Below are 19,940 nucleotides of genomic sequence, written 5' to 3'. Positions count from 1 at the left end.
AAAGTGCAAAAAAGCCGAGTGAATACTCGGCTTTTTTGTGGCTATAAAGTCTAAAGACTAAATAGCTGTTGTGCCCATACAGCCATCCAACTGGCGAACAACAGTGTATAGGCCACTCGCGTAAAACCATGTCCTAACTTCAAACCTATTAAGGTGCTAACGCAACTGAGGGTAATAGTAAGACTGGCAAGGATCAACGGTTCTATTGTACGGCTCTGTGACAACAACGGCGAGGCTAGAATGACCCATGCCGTGATAAGTAAGAAGTGGAACAGTAATAACCTATCGAGCCTGACGCCAGGGTTTGTCATTGTGGTTAGCATAGTGGTTCTCCTTTAACGGTACTAAAGTCCTCCTTTAACGATGGCTAACTTAACCATTAAATGAGAATTGTTCTCAACAAAATTTACAATCTTTGAGCAGTTAAACGCCTTTTGATTGCGCTGTATGTCACCTCAGGTTACAGTTACTGTTAATTTATACAGTAATAAAGAATCTGCATCGATGATCTTATATATTGCCGAGAAACCCAGTTTAGGTAGAGCCATTGCCGACGTATTGCCCAAACCACTCAAAAAGGGTGAAGGTTTTATACGTGCAGCTAATGGCGATTGTGTTTCTTGGTGTGTGGGGCACCTATTAGAGCAAGCTGAGCCCGATGCATACGCGCCAGAATATAAATCATGGAAGTTTGAGCACCTGCCAATCGTGCCTGATGTGTGGAAGATGAAACCCAAGTATAAGATGCGAGGGCAGATCTCTGTGCTTAGAGGCTTAGTTAAAGAAGCGACACAACTGGTCAACGCGGGCGATCCCGATAGAGAAGGGCAGTTGTTAGTTGATGAGATTATTGCTCACTTAGGCGTTAAAGGCGCCAAGTTAGCACAGGCTAAAAGATTGCTAATAAGTGATTTAAATCCTCAAGCGGTAAAGCGCGCTTTGGGACAATTGCGACTTAACCGAGAATTTATTCCACTATCAACTTCCGCATTAGCACGCTCACGCGCTGACTGGCTTTATGGCATGAACATGACTCGTGCTTATACCATACAAGGCCGAAAAGTCGGTTATCAAGGGGTGCTGTCAGTAGGCCGAGTGCAAACCCCTATACTCGGATTAGTGGTGCGCAGAGATGAAGAGATCGCTAATTTTGTCTCTAAGCCTTTTTTCGAGGTATTGGCGCATTTAACTGCGGAGCCACAGCAAACATTCACCGCCAAATGGCAGCCTAGTGAAGCCTGTCAGCCCTATATGGACGAAGATGGGCGGGTATTGTCGAAAGGGCTGGCACAGAACGTAGTGGGGCGTATTAGTGGCCAGCAAGCGACAGTTGAAAAAATTGCCGCGCAAGACAAGAAACAGAATGCTCCATTGCCCTACAACTTATCAAATTTGCAAATTGATGCCGCCAAACGCTTCGGCATGAGTGCAAAAACAGTGTTAGATACCTGTCAGTCACTATATGAACGGCACAAGCTTATCACTTACCCGCGTTCTGATAGCCGATATTTGCCACAAGAGCAGCATGCTATGGCGCCAAGTGTCATCAGCACAGTTAACAAGGGCGCCCCGGAACTGACACAAGGCATTGATGCGCCTAATGCCAAACTTAAGTCAAAAGCTTGGAATGACAAAAAAGTCGATGCTCACCATGCGATTATTCCCACTGAAAAAGTGGCGAACTTAAGCAGCCTAAGCCCCGCAGAGAAGCAAATATACCTGCAGGTCGCCCGTCAATACTTGATGCAGTTCTATGATGCTTACCAGTACAAAGAAACGGTGGTGGAAATCATTATTGCTGGTGGATTATTTAAGACTAAGGCCAAGCAGGAGACCGCTAAAGGTTGGAAGCAACTGCTAAAGCAGAGTAAAGCTAACAGCAATGTGGAGGCTAATGGGCAAGATGAGGAAGAGTTAGCAACCATTCCACCATTAACAAAAGGCCAAATCCTTTCTTGTGACCGAGGCGAGTTATTAGAGAAACAGACTCAGCCGCCTAAGCATTTTACTGATGCGACGCTTTTAAGCGCGATGACAGGCATTAGCCGCTTTGTTACCGACCCAGAGATCCGCAAAATCCTTAAAGATACCGATGGACTCGGCACTGAAGCGACTCGTGCAGGGATTATTGAATTATTGTTTAAACGCAGTTTTCTTATCAGGCAGGGTAAAACAATTGTAGCCACCGACGTGGGTAAAGGACTGATTAACAGTTTACCCCATAGCGCCACAACTCCCGATATGACAGCGCTTTGGGAAAATAATTTGGACTCGATGAGCCGAAAAGAAACCCAATATCAAGCTTTTATGCAGCCACTGATCAGCAAACTTGATGAGCTAATTACCCAAGCGGGCTCCGTGTTACCCACCGCTTTGCAAGGAGTGAAAAGTCCTGCTCCGTTTAAGAAAAAGTCTTATGCACGTAAAGGGAGCAAAGGGCAATCAACCGCAAAGAAACCTGCTCGGAAGCCAAGGGCAGTTAAAAGTTAGCGATTAGAATTTAATGATAACTAATAACTTGTAAAGCTTGGCTTGCTTGTCGATCTCTATCATGTTTCACAAATCATTTTGCATGTAGGGCTATTTCGCCGCGATAAAAGCGGTTATCATTTGCAATAGTTTGGCTGGTGCCAGTTTACGCTTTTAGGAAAGTTGTTGTTTAATTCACGAAAATCAATGCAGATGTTCCAATCTAATTTGACACTGGCGTTATTGCTGGTGGTTTTTGTGTCGCAAATTTTTCCAACCTGTGTGGCAGCAGACATTCATAATGTTGAACAGAACATGAGCCAGATCCATCACTTTGAAAACAGTTTGCCAGCTGAGCTGCAACAAGACTGTTGCGATAGCGCTGTGCATGCGTGCAGCCACATGGTTGATGTCAGCGAGCAAGATGAGCATAGCGATGATTTCCATACCGCTTGTCATCCGCCAGTCGAATTAGGCACAGTGGCTAAATCGACAGGTGTAGAAGATCGTACTCTGTTTGCGATTAGCTATCAAAACCGCAGCTATGCTCCACCTATTCCCCCTCCATATTGTTAATCCCTGTTTCGTTTAATTGAATTATTTTTGAGTGATTAGACTAGCGAATATGCTGGATCTTAGGCATTTCTACATCCGTTACGGTTAGTTACTGTCAGTTATTGCCAGTTATTGAATGTATTGCCGATTTACGATCCTATTCACATGCAAAGTTTAAGCTCGAATCAATGAGTCAATGCATTGTTTATAAGGCAGTATTTACTGCGATTTAAACAAGCAAAGGCTTAACTAACAGGAGTTTCATCTCGTGATAAGAGATAAAAATATCTTCTTGGTGGCATGCCAACGGGCATTGTTCACCGCGGTTATCTGCATGGCAGCGTTGTATTGCGCCAAGAGTATTGCCGCAGAGCAAACACAATTAGCATCATCACAGCCGCAAGATTTAGCATCAACAGCGGATGTTGGCATCAACTTACCTTGGGCATTAGAGCAAGCATTACTTAACAATATTGCGCTTAAATCATTTCCTTATTCGCTACGCGCAAGTGAAGCATTAACTTTGCAAGCTGGTATTACTCCTAACCCTGAGCTATCGGTTAGTGTGGAAAACATTCTCGGTACCGGAGATATGCAGGGGGTTGATAACGCTGAAATCAAATTGGTGCTGAGCCAATTGATTGAACTGGGCGATAAACGTCAGCACCGCATTGATTACGCCCAAGCAGGCCAAAAACAGCAGTTAAGCGATTATGAGTCCATCCGCTTACAGGTGCTAGCGCAAACCACTGAGCGCTATTATCAGCTGTTACGTTTACAAGCTATGCAAACTTGGATCGACAGACGTATCGAGCTGGAACAAGCCTCGTTAGCCGCGATTAAAACCCGTGCAAGCGCAGGTGCGGTGATCCAAGCCGATGTCAGTAAAATGCAGCTACGTCTCATTCGCTCAAAGGTGTTAAAGCAGCGTATTGATGGCGACTTTAATGTTGCTAAACAAAAGCTGGCAGCCATGTGGTCAAGTGAAGTTAAGTTTACGGCAGCTAACGATGAGCTAACACCGCTTTTAGTGTTGCCAACAGCTGCAAGTGTGCTCAATGCGATTGAAACTGCGCCGCAGTATCTACAACTACTCAGCGTTGAGCGTATGCTGATTGCCAAGCGTCGAATGGAAGAGTCTAAAGCCAAGGCCGACATTACCCTAGGGGTTGGCGTGAAAAGCTATGAAGGCTTTGATGACGGTGCATTGATGTTTAACTTTTCAATGCCACTGCAATTTTCTAATCCAAATCAAGGCAATATTCTTGCCGCTAAGGCTCAAGAAGATAGAGCCCACGAGCAACAACGCTTTGCCCGTGAGCAACTGAAGCTGACCTTGTTAGAGCTGCACCAATCAATGCTCAACAATGCTAAACAAGCGCAGTTGTTAAAAGTACAAGTGTTACCGCTAGCTAAGCAGCTACAACAACACACTCAATCTGCTTACCAAACAGGTCAAGCTAATGTGCTGCAACTTGCCGATGCACAATCAGAACTTTTCAGCGTTGAACGCGAATTGATTGAAGCCAAAACGGCAGTATATATGGCATTGCTTGCCATTGAGCGCATTACTGGGCAGTCAATGACTGTCGCTAACACCAACATAAAGCCTGTTGTGGCAATGGAAAATCGATAATGAAACTTAATTTTAATTTTTTACCTGCACAACTGGCAGCCACTATTTTATCTTTCGCTTTATTGACTGCAGGCACGTTAGCGCCTGTTAGTGTGGCAAATGCCAGTGGCGATCACGGACATGGTCACGAGGAAGAGGAGGAGCACCAAGAGGAAGGGCCACACGGCGGCCGACTGTTGGAGCATGAAGATTTCTCACTAGAGATCACCATGGCAGAATCTGGGATCCCACCAGAGATGCGTATATACGCTTTTTATAAAGGTGAGCCAGTCAATCCTAATGAAGTCGAGCTATCAGTGACTTTAGCCCGCTTAGGCGGTGCTATCGATAAGGTTAGTTTTGCCGCTGAGGAGCAATATCTGGTTAGTCAAACCAGTGTACGTGAACCACACTCATTTGACGTAGAGGTTCATGCCGCATTTAAAGCTCATGATTATGATTGGCACTATGAAAACCACACCGGCCGAGTAACGATTAATGATCGCTTACTGGCATTATCGGGTGTTGAAACCGCTAAAAGCGGCTCACAAGAGTTGCATTTTGTTGACAGATTATTCGGCGTTGTTAGCACCATAACCGACAAGCAGTTTAGTGTGTCAGCGCCTTATACTGGGGTTATCGAGCAGCTGAATGTGACTGTCGGTGACAGTGTAGAGAAAGGCCAAGTGATCGCCACGGTAAGAAACTCATCAACCTTGCAGCGTTATACCGTGAAAAGCCCAGCAAAAGGTCAGGTGACAGAACAGATGCTGTCGGTAGGTGATAGCACCTTTAACCAAGCGCTGCTGCAAGTCAGCGACCTGTCAAAAGTGTGGATTGATATGTCAGCGTTTCCAAAAAACTTAGCCCGAGTGTCGCTCGGTCAAAAGGTGACTATTGGTGATGATGAGCACGGCAATAGCGATGAAACCCACAGCGAAGGTAAAGCCATTAGCACTATCAGCTACATTGCGCCTGTCATGACCGGCGGTCATATTGCCCGAGTACGCGCCGTTATCGCAAACCCTGACGGCCACTGGCGTCCAGGTATGCATGTGCAAGCTAATATCGAAACGCGTTCGAAAAAGGTTGCTCTCGCTGTTCGTGCGGATGCACTACAAACCTTTAATGACAAGCCTACCGTTTTTGTAAAACACGGTAATATCTTTGAGGCGCGTATGCTAACACTAGGCGAATCAGATGGTGAGTTTGTTGAAGTGCTAGAAGGGCTTGAGTCAAACGCAGAGTACGTGACTGAAAACAGCTACTTGCTTAAAGCTGACATCATGAAAAATGCTGCTAAGCACGTACACTAAGGACGAAACGATATGGATACTATTATCTCATTCGCCCTTAAAAGGCGATTACTGGTACTAGCAATTACACTGCTCATCGCGCTATTAGGGGTTTATAACACTCTAAAACTGCCTATTGATGCCGTGCCAGACATTACCAATGTGCAAGTACAGATCAACACTGCGATTGCCGGCTATTCACCGCTTGAGTCAGAGCAAAGGCTGACCTATGTGATTGAAAATGCTATGGCTGGGATCCCAAGCCTCGATTACACCCGCTCAATCTCGCGTTATGGCTTGTCACAAGTGACCGTCATTTTCGAAGAGGGCACTGATATCTACTGGGCGCGTCAGCAGATAAGTGAACGCTTACAAGGCGTTCGCAGTGAGCTACCTGCAGAAGCCGAACCTGCGCTTGGCCCTGTTAGTAGTGGTTTAGGCGAAGTATTTACTTACTCCATTCGCGCCCTTGATGGTGCGGTAAAAGAAGATGGCACGCCTTATAACGCTGAAGATCTGCGTACGATTCAAGACTGGATCATCCGCCCGCAACTGGTAAAAGTGAAAGGCGTTACAGAAATTAATAGCTTGGGTGGTTATGAGCGCGAATATCAAGTCGCGCCAGTGCCAGCAAAGTTATTGGCATTTAAGGTGACTGTTGATGATGTCATTAGTGCACTTGAACTCAATAACCGCAATGCAGGTGCCGGTTATATCGAGCGCAGCGGCGAGCAATGGTTAGTCCGCTCTCCAGGGCAGCTGAAAGACCTTGAGTCAATTCGCCAAGTCGTGGTCACTAAACGTGATGACGCACCTGTGCGAATCGGCGATGTTGCCGACGTGTTTTACGGTAAGCAGTTACGTACCGGCGCCGCCAGTCAAAACGGCGAAGAGACCGTGCTGGGTACCGCGTTTATGTTACTGGGTGAGAATAGCCGCGTAGTGGCTAAAGAGGTCGGAGAAAAACTCCAGCTCGTCAATGCAAGTTTGCCTGAGGGCATAGTGGCAGAAGCGGTGTACGACCGCACAACCTTGGTCGACAAAGCAATTGAAACGGTACAGAAAAACCTATTTGAAGGCGCTGTACTGGTTATCGTGGTGCTATTTGCACTATTGGGTAATTTCCGCGCGGCACTGATTGCGGCGCTAGTTATCCCTTTGAGTATGTTATTTGCCATTACTGGGATGACCGCTAACCGCGTATCAGGCAACTTGATGAGCCTTGGTGCAATTGATTTCGGTATTATTGTCGATGGCGCAGTGATTATTGTTGAAAATGCCCTGCGTCGCTTAGGCATGGCGCAACATCAATACGGTCGCTTACTGGTGCTTGAAGAGCGCATTAAAGTGGTTGCTGATGCGACCAAAGAGGTGTTTCGTCCGGCGGTGTTTGGTGTACTTATCATTATGTTAGTGTATCTGCCGATATTTGCCCTAAGCGGTGTCGAAGGCAAAATGTTCCACCCGATGGCCTTTACCGTGGTGGCAGCACTTATTGGTGCATTGCTGTTTTCGGTAACGTTTGTGCCAGCAGCCATAGCGCTGTTTGTAAAAGGCAAAGTGAACGAGAAAGAAAACTGGCTGATGGCTGGTGCACGTAAAGCCTATGAGCCAGTGCTGTTTTTCTCGCTTAAACGTCCTTTTATTATCATTGCAGGTGCTATCGTGCTGATGGTGGTGACCAGTGTTCAGCTGAGTCGTTTAGGTTCTGAATTTTTGCCAAAACTCGATGAAGGGGATATCGCGATGCATGCCATGCGGATCACCGGCACTGGGCTTGAGCAATCGATTGAGATGCAGAAAAAGCTCGAAGTGGTGATTAGTGAGCTTGATGAAGTTGAGCGGGTATTTTCAAAGGTGGGAACACCTGAAGTGGCAACCGACCCTATGCCACCGAGTGTTGCCGATACCATCTTAATCATCAAACCACGGTCGCAGTGGGCTGATCCGACTAAGACCAAAGCGCAGTTTGTTGATGAACTTCGTGAGCATGTTGAGCAAGTGCCGGGTAATAACTATGAGTTTACCCAGCCGATTGAAATGCGTTTTAACGAGTTAATCGCGGGTGTGCGCGCCGATGTGGCATTAAGGATCTATGGCGATGACCTCGATACCTTAAAAGAGGCTGGTGACCGCGCTGTTGGGTTGTTCCAAGGTATAGACGGCGCAACCGATGTGCGCGTTGAGCAGATGTCTGGTCTGCCAATGTTATCGGTCGAGCCTAACCGCGATCATTTAGCGTTGTTGGGGCTGACGATTGTTGACGTGCAACAAGCGCTACAAACAGCAGTCTCGGGCATACCTGTAGGGCTCATCTATGAAGGTGATAGACGTTTTAAGCTGGTAGTGAGAATGGCGGATGATATCAGTCAAGATCTCGATAAACTGGCCAATATTCCTATAGCACTGTCAAGCGAGCTTAACCCCGATCTCAGCTATGTGCCTTTGGGCGAAGTGGCTGAGTTGCACTTTAAAGTCGGCCCTAATCAAATCAACCGTCAAAGTGGTAAACGCCATGTCGTGGTAACAGCCAACGTTGATGGACGCGATTTAGGCTCGTTTATACAAGACACTAAAAATGTGATGGCGGAAGAGCTCGCGCTTCCCAGTGGTTACTGGAGTGAATATGGCGGCACTTTTGAGCAGCTAGAATCAGCATCGAATCGCTTAATGATTTTAGTGCCGTTAACGCTTCTGCTTATTTTTGGTCTGTTATATAGCGCCTTTGGCTCAGTGCGTGACTCGCTCATCATCTTTAGTGGCGTACCTTTAGCGCTTACAGGCGGTGTATTGGCTTTGGTATTGCGCGATATGCCATTGTCGATCTCAGCGGCGATTGGCTTTATTGCACTATCAGGCATTGCGGTGCTAAATGGCGTGGTGATGCTGAGCTTTATTAAAGAGCTTAAACTGCAGGGGCTAGAGCTTATTGAGGCGATTAAACAGGGGGCAAGCCAACGTTTACGCCCTGTGATGATGACGGCATTAGTGGCAAGTCTTGGCTTTGTGCCGATGGCGCTCAATGTCGGAACCGGTGCAGAAGTACAGCGACCGCTGGCCACAGTCGTGATAGGCGGTATTATCTCGTCGACACTACTGACGTTAGTGATTTTGCCAGTGCTTTACTCATTGGTTTATCGCTTTAGCCGTAAACAGAGTTCTACAACGAGTTAAGCTGTAGCAAGCAGCAATTTTGTTAATGATAGAGACGATAAAGGCTAAGCCTTTATCGTCTATTTTAGGTTTTTATATTGATTACTGAGCGGGTCATAGTGGTAACCGATATCGGCAAGCTTAGAGTCTAGCAATTGCTTATCAATATCCATCTCATAAAAAAGCGCGGCTTGGTCGTTGCAGGTCAATCTGAGTTTTTCGTTAACGATCCCAAGCAATGTTGCAGAGCTAAGCTGTTCCAGATGAGTGATGTCCATCAGAGTTAACCTCAATATGAGAGAGGCTTTAAATATGGTTTTCGAGGCAAAAAAAAGCAAGCCTAAATGAGGCTTGCCAAAGGTGATACAGGTGAGGAACAGATTACATTATGTCGAGGTAAGCTTAAGTGTTTCTTAATTAACGTAAGTTTTCCCCACGATTAATTGTAATTAATCTGTCCAAAATATGCTCGCCATCCATACGAATACCGTTGTGCTCATATTCAGAGGTTAACCAGTATTTTAAGTTGCCCACTTTCGCTGCGGTTTCTAAGCTATAACGCATCTCAACAAACATATCTTCGCTATATATCGCTGCGGCAACAGGCACCTTGTTCTCTGCTAATTTTGTTGGTTGATATAGCATCGGCCAATCGCTTTTTTCAGCTAGCATTGCCGCAGCCTCTTTTAACGGCTTAAGGTTATTGAACTGCTCAAACATCCACGGGTAGATCATCTCTCCGGTGAATAGAAATGGCTTATCGGCGCTGTAGTTAAATTGCGGATACTGCTGTCTTACTCGATGAGCTGACCAGTTTGACGCGCTTTGCTGGCAATAAATAGACTCATGCAGTAAGGCAAAAATGGGGTTGGTGTTGTAATCGAGTAACTGGCAGAAATGTGCCAAAAATAGCGGGTTTACTATGGTACCGCTAGCCGTGGTGATTAGCGCATGTTCCAACAGATAATAGACGCTCTCTGGACCTTGCTCCATGCCTATGTTTATGCCGAGCAGTTGTAACATCTCAACGGTAAGTTGCTCGCCAGTGGCCAGTTTTACCTCGTTATTGCTAATATGTTGTGCTAGTGCTTTAACCAACTCCTGCGCATCAGTAAAACGGTTGAAAAAGTCATTATTCTTAGCGATAACTCGCTGGTATGTGGCTTGGTAGACTTCATCTGCACTGCGGTTTAGCGACGGAATACCGCCAGTAATATAAGCTTCTTCAACGCCATTAGGCGCATCATTAAGGTATTTTAAAACACAAAACCCACCAAAGCTTTGCCCTAGAATCGACCACTTATCATCGCCAACCAATTGCTGACGAATAGACTCGGCATCGCGGATAATATTGTCGGCGCGAAAGTGGCTCAAGTATTGGCTTTGCTGCGCTGAATTCAAGTGCGACAGGCTTGCAGAGCTTACAGGTGTCGATAGCCCGGTACCACGCTGATCGAGCAGCAACACTCTAAATTCTTGCAGTGCTCGTTTTATCCAGCCTCCAGTAGCGGCGGGTCTGACCGCACCAAAGCCGGGACCACCTTGAAAAAACACTATAAAAGGCAACTGCTTATCTTTGTTTACAGGGCTAACCAGTTCACGGGCAAAAACATTAATACTTTTACCATTAGGCTGCTGATAATCAAGGGGCAGGGTGAAAGTATGTTTATGGGCAACCATGCCTGCAAAGGTGAGTTGTGGGATCATGTTGTTCGCCTTATTTGTTGTTAACTATTATAGGGGCAATGAGGCTGGAGATTGTATACCGAAATCGGGCAAGCGTGCTGTAAATTTCTAGCAAAGAGCTAATTGTACGCAGCATGAGGTTTTTAAAAAATCCTTTTGCAGCAATTATTTGTCGGTGATAGAGTGACTTGAATAATTAGACTGCCTTGTTAGTTATCGTACTGCTGTTGAATAAGCTGTTAGCTGTTAGAGATTGACTATGAAATTTCACTATTTACCCATTTATGCTTTATCAATTACATTATGTGTATCATTTTACCTAGGTTATTTGCCTCCAATCGTCTCCATAATATTCATTATAGCGAGCTTATTAACATATTTAATCTATGCAAAAGATAAAAGGGCTGCTCAGAAAAATGAATGGCGAGTTTCTGAAAGTACACTCCATATATATTCATTATGTTTTGGTTGGCCAGGCGCTATAGTTGCACAGCAAAAACTTCGACATAAAAGTAAGAAGCAAAGTTTTCGGTTAACTTTTCTGTTTACAGTCTTAATTAACATCGCATTTGTTGTTGGGATGCATACCAATGAAGGTTCTACTTTATTGAAAAAATATACTAGCGAGTTGAAAGTATATGTGACTAAAAGCGTTGATAATCAGCATGTTCGTAAAGCAGTATCGTTTCTATTAAGTGCTCACAATGAAAATTATTTCTACTACGAAAGCCCTACTCGTTATATACGGGAAGGCTAATATTCGCTAAATAGGCGTATTATTAATGGCAAGTTGTAAATTTGATGTACTGAAATTGAAAAGCGGCGAGTTTCAGTCATATCGGCAGATACGCTGACGGAAGTGCATAGAAACCACTTTGGGCTGAAGTTAACTTGTTACTGCTCTAAAATCCGCTGAGCGCATTTAGATTTCCCAAGTTGTGCCCGTGGCTTAAAGGGTATTACGAACTTTTCGGCGTTTTGCTTGCAGCCTAAACAGCTTTTGGTTATCGCCCTGATGATTTGCACTTGAGCAAAGCTCTCATTCGTTAAACAATATTACTGACTCATTCGAGTAACATTTACTTGCCAACTGACCGGGCTCTATCGCTCTTAGTCTGACTGTGTCTTTGCTTAATACCCTGTGTTTATCCGTTATCCTTTGCTGAATATAGCTCAAGTTCCTGCTTTGGTTAGTTCTCGTGGTTGTTAATAAACATGAGGATCGCTATGCTATTGATTAATAATGGCTGCCATCTAATTAATCGGTACGGAATTAGAAAGTATGGAATGAAAGGCCGTTAATAACTTCAGCAAAATCTGTTTCATTATAAGGAAAATAACGTGCAGACTATCAATCAATACCGCAGCAACTTTAACGTGCTGTTGGCGTTAATATTTTCACTCATTTTCGTCACAGCTTGCAATAGCAACGATGATACGGAAATACAATCAGATTTCTTACTCGAAAAAGACTTTGCGAATAATAGTCGCTTGCGTGCCAACCCTGAACAGGGGGTCGTGGCCTTATTCCTTGAGCCAGCCACGACAACTACAGCGGATGACTCCAATGATGAATCAGGTACTGATCTCATACCTTACCAATATTCGCGTAGCCTCAATCATACATTTTGCTATGAAGATGGTAACAGCGATTCAAATCACTCTATGGTACTTAACAATAGCAATGGCGAAGAAGTGCTTAGCATGTCAGCCAATGACGAGTGCGTATCGGCAATAGTGCCAGCTGGGGAATTTCAGCTGGTACTGATCCACGGTGAACATGTTGAAAGTACAGATCTAACCTTCTTAGTGACGCAGCCTAATAGTGGTTCCTTGTCTGAAATAAAGAGTACCAACTATTCTATTGTTTCCAGACTAATGAGTCACATAGGTAATCTGTTGATAAGCTCTGCTCATGCTGAGACTACAGATGATAATGTGACCACGCTTATTTCTACTAACGCCTGTAAAAATTGCGATTTATCAGATGCAAATTTGGATAATGCAACACTCACATTTGCTGATCTTTCTGGCGCTGATTTAACTGATGCCATATTAACCAATGTTGATCTTTTCGAATCAACGCTCACAGGAACCAACTTTAGTGGCGCCGATATGAGCAAGGGTGACTTTCGTGGGTCGGAAATGACGTATGCTGATCTCAGTGATGCCAACCTAAGTGGAGCTTATTTTTCAAGCGCGCAATTATCCCCAGCTGACCTTCATAATGCGACGATCACGGATACAGATTTTGATAACGCCAATCTTGTTGGTGCGACCTGGACTGACGGAGGCATTTGCGATATCACCTCTGTTGGATTTTGTAATTCAACAGCCGTTGCCGAGTCCGACCCGTGCGATTCTGTTAAGCAAGATGTTACCGATGATGGTAGCACCGTTTATAAATGTTTATTGCCAGCGGTTGATAAGGAAGTTTGTACCACCGAGTATGCTGGTGTTGATGGCGGCACACCAATAACAAGCTGCGAAGCCATTGATACTTCAGAGCTGGTTACCTCGGTCAATCTTGTCGATATCTTCAGTCAAGTTAGCTCATCTTTTGATACCACACTGGACAATGACACTCCGATGGCGATTTTAGCTTGGGGTGGAGAAGGTGGTATAGGTTCTAATGGCGGGCTTTGGACCTCTGGTGGCGATGGCGGAGAAGCAGGTTTTGCATCAACCGTCACTACACTATCTCACTTCCTAGACAGTTATGGGCAAACTTCATTCAATTTCTTCCTCGGTGAAAATGGCACACTAAGCAATATCTATGGTGACGGAGGCTCTTCGACACTGGTCATGATTGCCGATAGCAGCCCAGCTTCACTTGAAGACGATGTGATACTTATTGCTGGCGGTGGCGGTGGCGGTGACTCATCTGGTTGGATTAACGACGGTACAGATGGCGCCAATGGTGGCGTTGCGGCCTCATCAATCATAGGTCAAGGAACGATTGGTGTCGGACAAGGCTTTGACAGTGGAGCCGATGGTGGCAGCACAGATGAATGGGGAGATGGAGGAAGTGGCGCTGGTGGCGGTAAAGATGGCATTGGTGGTCAAGGCGGGCAAGGTTTTTTAGGGCTTAACAGCGAATGGGTTAATGGCGACCCAGGGGTTGGCTCGAACGGCAGAGGCGGTAATGCCGATGATAGCTTTAGCGGTGCTGGCGGTGGCGGCGGTGGTGGTGGCTATGGTGGCGGTGGTGCTGGCGATGATGGAGCAGGAGCTGGTGGCGGAAGCTGGTCGATTATCCCAACGACTACCTGTAATAGCGCTCCGACTAAAGAGACTGCACCTTCAACGCCTGGCGCATCTGGTGATGACTTTGGCAGTAAAAATGGTGCTGTTGAAGTTTGGATATTTCCAAAAGGTTGTTAGTCACAGATAAAACTCGCAGAGAACTGGGTGTTTATTCAGTTCTCTGCTTGCTTTACGTGCTAGCTAATCTGTTTTAATAAATGGCTGTATCTGTTTTTATCCATCTATTATCAATCTTATTCTGTTACTACCAAGTAGCTATCTTTAGCATTGAAATTATAAATAGCATCTCTTTTATGTCGGGACGGCAATTGCCACTTTGCTTGTCTTTCCGCTAGCAATTGCCTTTAAACTATTTCCATCTTTAACTGCGGATCCCATTTAAAAATTGCGACTGGTTAACAGAACAAGGGCTCATCTTTCTATTAGCTGCTTTTAATATGCCGCTTTTGTGAGCGTTAGTTCATGTTCTACCAATTATTTATAGAGGAAATGCTCAAGTTGGCGTAATCTTTAACCATTGCACTGCTAAATAATTGTTAGGTGAGTTTCGATGAAGTATCAGTTAATACCGGTCACGCCATTTCAGCAAAATTGTAGTTTAATTTGGTGTGAGCAAAGCTTGAAAGGGGCTGTGGTTGATCCTGGTGGAAACCTTGAGCGAATTTTGGAAGAAGCCGCTAAAAACAATGTCCACATTGAACAGGTGTTATTAACCCATGGCCATATTGACCATGTCGGTGCGGCGCAAACTCTTGCTGAGCAGCTAAATGTTCCTATTGTGGGACCTCACTTAGCGGATAGTTTCTGGTTAGAAAGCTTACCTAAGCAGAGCCAACATTTTGGTTTTGTACATTGTGATCCGTTTACTCCAAGCCGTTTTTTACAAGAGGGTGATGAAGTGACGGTGGGTGAGCAGGTGCTATCAGTATTGCACTGCCCTGGACATACTCCGGGACACGTGGTGTTTTTTGCTAAACAAGCCGCGATTGCTTGGGTAGGCGATGTGCTCTTTAGGGGCTCTATTGGCCGTACTGATTTCCCGCAGTCTAACCATCAAGATCTCATCGACTCTATCACTAAAAAGCTGTGGCCTTTGGGTAATGAGGTACAGTTCATTCCGGGTCATGGCCCGTTGTCGACCTTTGGTGAAGAACGCGCACAGAACCCGTTTGTTGCTGATCAGCTGTTTGATTAATTCTGCAGCGACTTTAAGCACCCGCTGATACTAAAAATCCGAGCCTATTACTAGGGGCTGTTGATCTTTCATGGTTGTTTTTGCAGCAATTTATTGGCCATTTTGGCAAGGCAGAGACTATGTAGTGTAGTCATTCTCCACAAATAGCCTTTAACGCAGAAAAAATGGCCAAGAAATGCTGTCCTTTGGATTCGTTTCATTGCTTCTATTCTTTTATGACTAGAAGCGCTCAAGCCTTGCACTAGAAGCATTATTCCTTACGGTAAATAATCGAACAAAAACTAAGCTCGAAAGATCAACAGACCCTAAGCTCGGATTTTTATATGACTGGCTTTATACGCTAGCGAATAATCTACAAGACAATAGCTACTTACTTAGTTCTGCGTTAAAGCGATCAAAGGCGGCATCAAGATCAGCAATCAGATCGTCGACGTTTTCAAGGCCAATATGCAGTCTGATCAGCGGCTTGCTGCTATCCCATTTAGTGGCGGTGCGCAGCTTATCAATGCCGAACACGCCTAAGATTAGACTTTCAAAACCACCCCAAGAGAAGCCCATTTTAAAGTGCTGCATGTTTTCCACAAAAGCGGTGACCGCTTTTTGATCGCCTTGTTTTAGTACAAACGAGAACAAGCCATTCGATGCACTAAAGTCGCGCTTAAAGAATTCATGCCCAGGACAAGTTTCAAAGGCTGGGTGACGGAGATGATCAACCTCTGGGCGGCTATCGAGCCAGTTAGCGACTTTTAGGGCGTTTTGTTCGTGCTGGGCTAAACGAATACCCAGTGTACGCAGCCCTCGGCTGGCAAGGTAAACATCGTCTGGTGAGGTGCACTGACCTAGCAGATAGCTATTTTCTCGAAGCTGTTGCCAATGTTTCTCATTGGCGGTAGCGGTGCCCATCATGACGTCTGAGTGGCCGACAATGTACTTAGTTGCGGCTTGAATCGAGATATCGACGCCCATTTCAAACGGACGTGAATTGATTGGCGACGCCCAAGTATTATCTAGCATCACAACAACATCATGTTCATGGGCGATACGGCTTAATGTTGGCACATCTTGAATTTCCATGGTGATAGAGCCTGGAGATTCTAAAAACAGCACCTTAGTGTTGGGGCGAATCAATTCACGTATACCTTCACCAACCATTGGGTCGTAATAGGTGGTTTCGATGCCGTATCCAGCCAGTAACTTATTACACAGGTCACGAGTAGGCTCATAGGCGCTGTCGACCATTAATAGATGATCGCCAGCTTTTAAAAATGACAGTAAGCTGTTGCTAATAGCCGCGCTACCAGATGGGTAAAGTGCAGTGCCTACACCGCCTTCTAGTTCAGCAATAGCGGCTTGAAAGGCAAAGTGAGTAGGGCCGCCACGACGACCATAAAACATCTCGCCATTGGCTTTGTTTTTTGCAGCAAAACGCAGATCTTCCATGGTATCGAACACCATGGTGGATGCCCGGTAAACCGGTGGATTGATCACTCCTTGAGTCCATTTTTTATCACGGCCAAGACTAATTATCTGCGTTTCTTTTTTCATAGGGCTATTATTCCACAATTAGGCATCTTTTGGTTTTAGCCATCTTAACATCTAAACGGCTAAAGTGAAGCGTCAATATATTCAAGGTTGTCTTAAACGGACTTTTCTTTACTAATAGGCAGCTGGATGACAATTTCAACGCCAGAAACAGCACCTTGATCATTGACTCTGTTCTGTGCACTAATTTTGCCTTTATGAAACAGACTAATTAGCCGAGCGATATAAAGCCCGAGCCCCAAGTGCGGTTTATCTTGCGCCTTTTGAGCTCGCACAGAAACCATAGATTCAAATATTTGCTCTGACATATTATCCGGTAACGGTGTGCCATAGTTGGCTACGGTCAACAGCGCTGATTTGCTTTGCACGACTAAACTCACCTCTATCGCACTGTCTGGGTGGCTAAACTCCAGTGCGTTAGCAATCAGCTTATCCATCAGTTGGGCTATATACTCAGGTACACCTTCAACCAGGATTGTTTGCGGCTCAATATCGGTATTGAACCGCTGATTTGGGTAGGTCATCTGGTAGCCTTGCATACAGCCACTCACCACTTTATCTAACGGAAACAGCGATTTTTCTGCATGGGTTAGGCTCTCTTCTAGACGAGTGGCTTCGCTCATATTGCTGAGGATCATATTCAGACGGTTAACGCCTTCCTGTGCCCGGTCAACATATTTGCGACTATCAGGGTTAAGGGTTTGCAGGCTTAAGTGCTCCAGTGAAGAGCGCACTACAGCGACTGGAGTGCGCAGTTCATGGGACAGGCGCGACGACATGTTCTCTAAGTAATGAGTGTATTGCCCGAGTCGACTTACAATACTGGCAAAGCTGCGGGAGAGATCGCCAATTTCATCGCGCACTTTTGAGCCTTGGATCGACTTTTTAATTCGTCCTTGGTTATCAATCGCTTCTTCAGCTTCATCACGTAGTTTACGTATTCTGCTGGAGATATTAGAGGCAAAAAAGAATAGCGCTAATGTGCCCATACTCATGATGGTAAGGATCACATTAAACAGTTTCTCTAAAGCTTTATTGCGTAGCGTACGGATCCCGTGTGTGGTCTCTTCTGCAATCACCACCCCCATCACTTTATCGTCGATCCAAATTGGGCTAGCTGCGGCCAACACGACGGCTTTACTGTCGGGAGTCAGTCGCCAGGTCGAGCCTTGTTTGCCCTGCAATGCTTTACTGATATGACTCCCTTGCAACACCGTGGAGTCTTGTAAGGAGTCGACAAAATCTTTTGGCGGCGTGGTTAGTATTTTATAGTAGAGCGGGTGCAGGTATTGCTGCTTAAATCTATCCCAACTGCTTTTGCCCTCTTTTTCAATGGTAGAACGCGCCCACACGCTATTATCGGATCGTATATCTCCCGATTTTGCCAGTACACGACCATGTTTATCGACTACCCAAATGCGCGAACTATTGTGAGCCATGCCTTTGATAATACTTTCGATTTCTGGTGATGGCACCAGTACCGTTCCGAGCTTGTTAACATCATCAATCGCCGATGTGCCGACAATGGCATCTAACTGTCGGGCGTTCTGATCGTTGACATCGTAGATGGCAAAACCCAGTTTGCTGCCCACCATGCTGAGCGGGATCCGCAGCTCGACATTATAGCCTTTAGCGGTTTTCAGCCATTTACCTTGGATTTTTACTTCGGGGGTAACCGGAGTGGTGAGCGCTGGATCTTCAGGCAGTTCAAAAGCACTTATCCAACCGTCTTTTGTGGTGGCGACGATATAGCGGCGAAACTGGCCGTCGGGCGCCAGTGTTGCAATAGCGATATGGTCGTTACGATCGATGCTTAAGCTGTTTTTGCCGCGGTAGATCACTTGTGGATCGGTGACCTCAAAAAAGCCGTACAGGTAACCGGCGTATTTTCCCACCATGTGGGTAAAGTCGATAGCTAGAGCGGCTGCTTGGTCGCGTTTATAGATCTGATAATCTTCACCATAGTGCAGCGCACGATGGCGGTAGGGCTGCCAGTCGCCTAACTTGCCATCGAGTTGAATGGGGCCCGCAAGAGGATAAGCATAAAGGTCACGACCTTGCTCAACTTGGGTTAAAAAGCTGGCTTGGCTATCGAATAATCTTGGTCGTTCGTGCAGCGCCGTCGCTAATGCTTGGGTGGTGCCTTCGAGGGTTTTTTCTTGCCCCAGCCTGAGGTACTTTTCCATCTCCCACACATATTGATACCCAAGCCAAGGCAGGCAGAGTAAAAACAGCGATAAAACAGCGACTTTTGCGCGTAGGCCAATTGGAAGATTAAACATTAACTCTGAGCATCCCAGCGGTAGCCCATGCCGTAAACGGTATCAATACAATCAAACTGTGGATCTTGGGCGAGAAACTTCTTCCTGATCCGCTTAACGTGGGAGGTAATAGTCGAGTCATCAACGAATATCTTCGCCTCTTGCATCAGTTCTTGGCGCTGACGCACGTGTCCAGGGCGCCTGGCGAGTGCGTGCACCATCCAAAACTCCGTCACGGTCAGTTCGATATGATGTTTGTTCCAGTAAACCTGCATCCGATTAATATCAATAGAAAGTAATCCATGGTCAATTAACGGACTGTTATCGCTGCTGGCATCTTTGAGCTCTGAGCGTCTAAATAACGCTGCTAATCGAGCAATAAGGTGGGGGAAACTCACCTCTTTACTCAGGTAGTCATCGGCACCTAAACGCAGGCCACAAACCGTATCAAAATCACTGTCTCTGGCGGTTAAAAAGATGATGGGTAGGGTGCTGGACATAGCTCTAAGTGATTGACACAGCGTAAAACCGCCGTCGATCTCATTTTCTAAACCGATATCGATAATCGCTAGATCCGGCAAACGAGTATTGAAAGCGCGCATCGCCTCCGGTCGATTTGCATAAGCCTGCACGCTATAACCTTGCTGCTGCAAAACGTCTTTGTAATTTTCTCTAATGGCGGCTTCATCTTCTACTATCGCGATTCGTTTCATGGCTGACTAATTTTAGCGTTATCTCGGTAATTGATTGTGACTATACAGGATTTTACCTGTGTTTAAAGGCGCTGACAGCGATTGCCATTTTGTTGCCACATTTGATATTTAAATTGCCACGTTTGCTCCCTTTTACAGCCATTTGGCTGAGGTTTAATAGCGTTATTGAAATGACGCCGCACTTCGGCA

14 protein-coding genes are annotated in these 19,940 nt (G+C 45.6%); 8 read left to right on the top strand and 6 right to left on the bottom strand.

Going from position 1 to position 19,940, the window contains the following annotated elements:
• Positions 1-50: 50 nt before the first annotated feature.
• Positions 51-323: a hypothetical protein gene (locus tag K5R16_RS10865; RefSeq protein WP_220737584.1), complete on the bottom strand. Its 273-nt coding sequence runs from the start codon at positions 321-323 to the stop codon at positions 51-53.
• 181 nt (positions 324-504) lie between these two features.
• Between K5R16_RS10865 and K5R16_RS10860 the strand changes: the two genes are divergently transcribed.
• The 5 genes from K5R16_RS10860 to K5R16_RS10840 all read left to right on the top strand — a co-directional run bounded on the left by K5R16_RS10860 (position 505) and on the right by K5R16_RS10840 (position 9,108).
• Positions 505-2,490, top strand: coding sequence for a DNA topoisomerase III (locus tag K5R16_RS10860; protein WP_220737583.1), 1,986 nt, complete (start codon positions 505-507; stop codon positions 2,488-2,490).
• A 165-nt stretch (positions 2,491-2,655) separates the two neighbouring features.
• Positions 2,656-3,045, top strand: a complete 390-nt coding sequence (locus tag K5R16_RS10855) for a hypothetical protein (RefSeq protein ID WP_220737582.1) — start codon at positions 2,656-2,658, stop codon at positions 3,043-3,045.
• Positions 3,046-3,292: 247 nt separating this feature from the next.
• Positions 3,293-4,660 (top strand): TolC family protein, encoded by a 1,368-nt coding sequence (locus K5R16_RS10850; protein WP_259649841.1) that lies wholly within the window; start codon positions 3,293-3,295, stop codon positions 4,658-4,660.
• Positions 4,660-5,955: an efflux RND transporter periplasmic adaptor subunit gene (locus K5R16_RS10845; protein ID WP_220737581.1), complete on the top strand. Its 1,296-nt coding sequence runs from the start codon at positions 4,660-4,662 to the stop codon at positions 5,953-5,955. Before K5R16_RS10850 ends, K5R16_RS10845 begins: the two co-directional genes overlap by 1 nt.
• A gap of 12 nt (positions 5,956-5,967) precedes the next feature.
• A complete protein-coding gene (locus K5R16_RS10840; RefSeq protein WP_220737580.1) occupies positions 5,968-9,108 on the top strand; it encodes an efflux RND transporter permease subunit in 3,141 nt (1,046 codons plus the stop codon).
• Positions 9,109-9,167: 59 nt separating this feature from the next.
• On the opposite strand, the gene K5R16_RS10835 is transcribed toward K5R16_RS10840, so the two are convergent.
• Positions 9,168-9,365, bottom strand: a complete 198-nt coding sequence (locus K5R16_RS10835) for a DUF4250 domain-containing protein (protein WP_220737579.1) — start codon at positions 9,363-9,365, stop codon at positions 9,168-9,170.
• 139 nt (positions 9,366-9,504) lie between these two features.
• Positions 9,505-10,794: an alpha/beta fold hydrolase gene (locus K5R16_RS10830; RefSeq protein WP_220737578.1), complete on the bottom strand. Its 1,290-nt coding sequence runs from the start codon at positions 10,792-10,794 to the stop codon at positions 9,505-9,507.
• Between the two features lie 238 nt (positions 10,795-11,032).
• On the opposite strand from K5R16_RS10830, the gene K5R16_RS10825 reads away from it, so the two are divergent.
• The 3 genes from K5R16_RS10825 (at position 11,033) to K5R16_RS10815 (ending at position 15,235) form a co-directional block, all read left to right on the top strand.
• Positions 11,033-11,530 carry a DUF1294 domain-containing protein gene (locus K5R16_RS10825; protein WP_220737577.1) on the top strand — a complete coding sequence of 166 codons (498 nt, stop codon included), beginning with the start codon at positions 11,033-11,035 and terminating at the stop codon, positions 11,528-11,530.
• Positions 11,531-12,114: 584 nt separating this feature from the next.
• Positions 12,115-14,157, top strand: coding sequence for a pentapeptide repeat-containing protein (locus K5R16_RS10820; RefSeq protein WP_220737576.1), 2,043 nt, complete (start codon positions 12,115-12,117; stop codon positions 14,155-14,157).
• A 433-nt stretch (positions 14,158-14,590) separates the two neighbouring features.
• On the top strand, positions 14,591-15,235 hold the full coding sequence (locus K5R16_RS10815) for an MBL fold metallo-hydrolase (RefSeq protein ID WP_220737575.1): 645 nt from the start codon (positions 14,591-14,593) through the stop codon (positions 15,233-15,235).
• Between the two features lie 366 nt (positions 15,236-15,601).
• Here K5R16_RS10815 and K5R16_RS10810 read toward each other — a convergent pair whose 3' ends face one another.
• From K5R16_RS10810 to pdsR, 3 genes are all read right to left on the bottom strand, one after another.
• Entirely contained in the window at positions 15,602-16,780 is a 1,179-nt protein-coding gene (locus tag K5R16_RS10810; protein ID WP_220737574.1) for a cystathionine beta-lyase, read from the bottom strand.
• 92 nt (positions 16,781-16,872) lie between these two features.
• Complete coding sequence (gene pdsS / locus K5R16_RS10805) at positions 16,873-19,059, bottom strand: proteobacterial dedicated sortase system histidine kinase (protein ID WP_220737573.1); 2,187 nt, start codon at positions 19,057-19,059, stop codon at positions 16,873-16,875.
• Positions 19,059-19,751, bottom strand: a complete 693-nt coding sequence (pdsR, locus tag K5R16_RS10800; protein WP_220737572.1) for a proteobacterial dedicated sortase system response regulator — start codon at positions 19,749-19,751, stop codon at positions 19,059-19,061. Before pdsR ends, pdsS begins: the two co-directional genes overlap by 1 nt.
• Between the last annotated feature and the right edge of the window lie 189 nt (positions 19,752-19,940).

Source organism: Shewanella sp. c952 (genome assembly GCF_019654975.1).
In the GTDB taxonomy this organism is placed as follows: domain Bacteria; phylum Pseudomonadota; class Gammaproteobacteria; order Enterobacterales; family Shewanellaceae; genus Shewanella.
The sequence above is the reverse complement of the archived record's forward strand: the minus strand, read 5'-3'. Positions and strand labels throughout refer to the sequence as shown.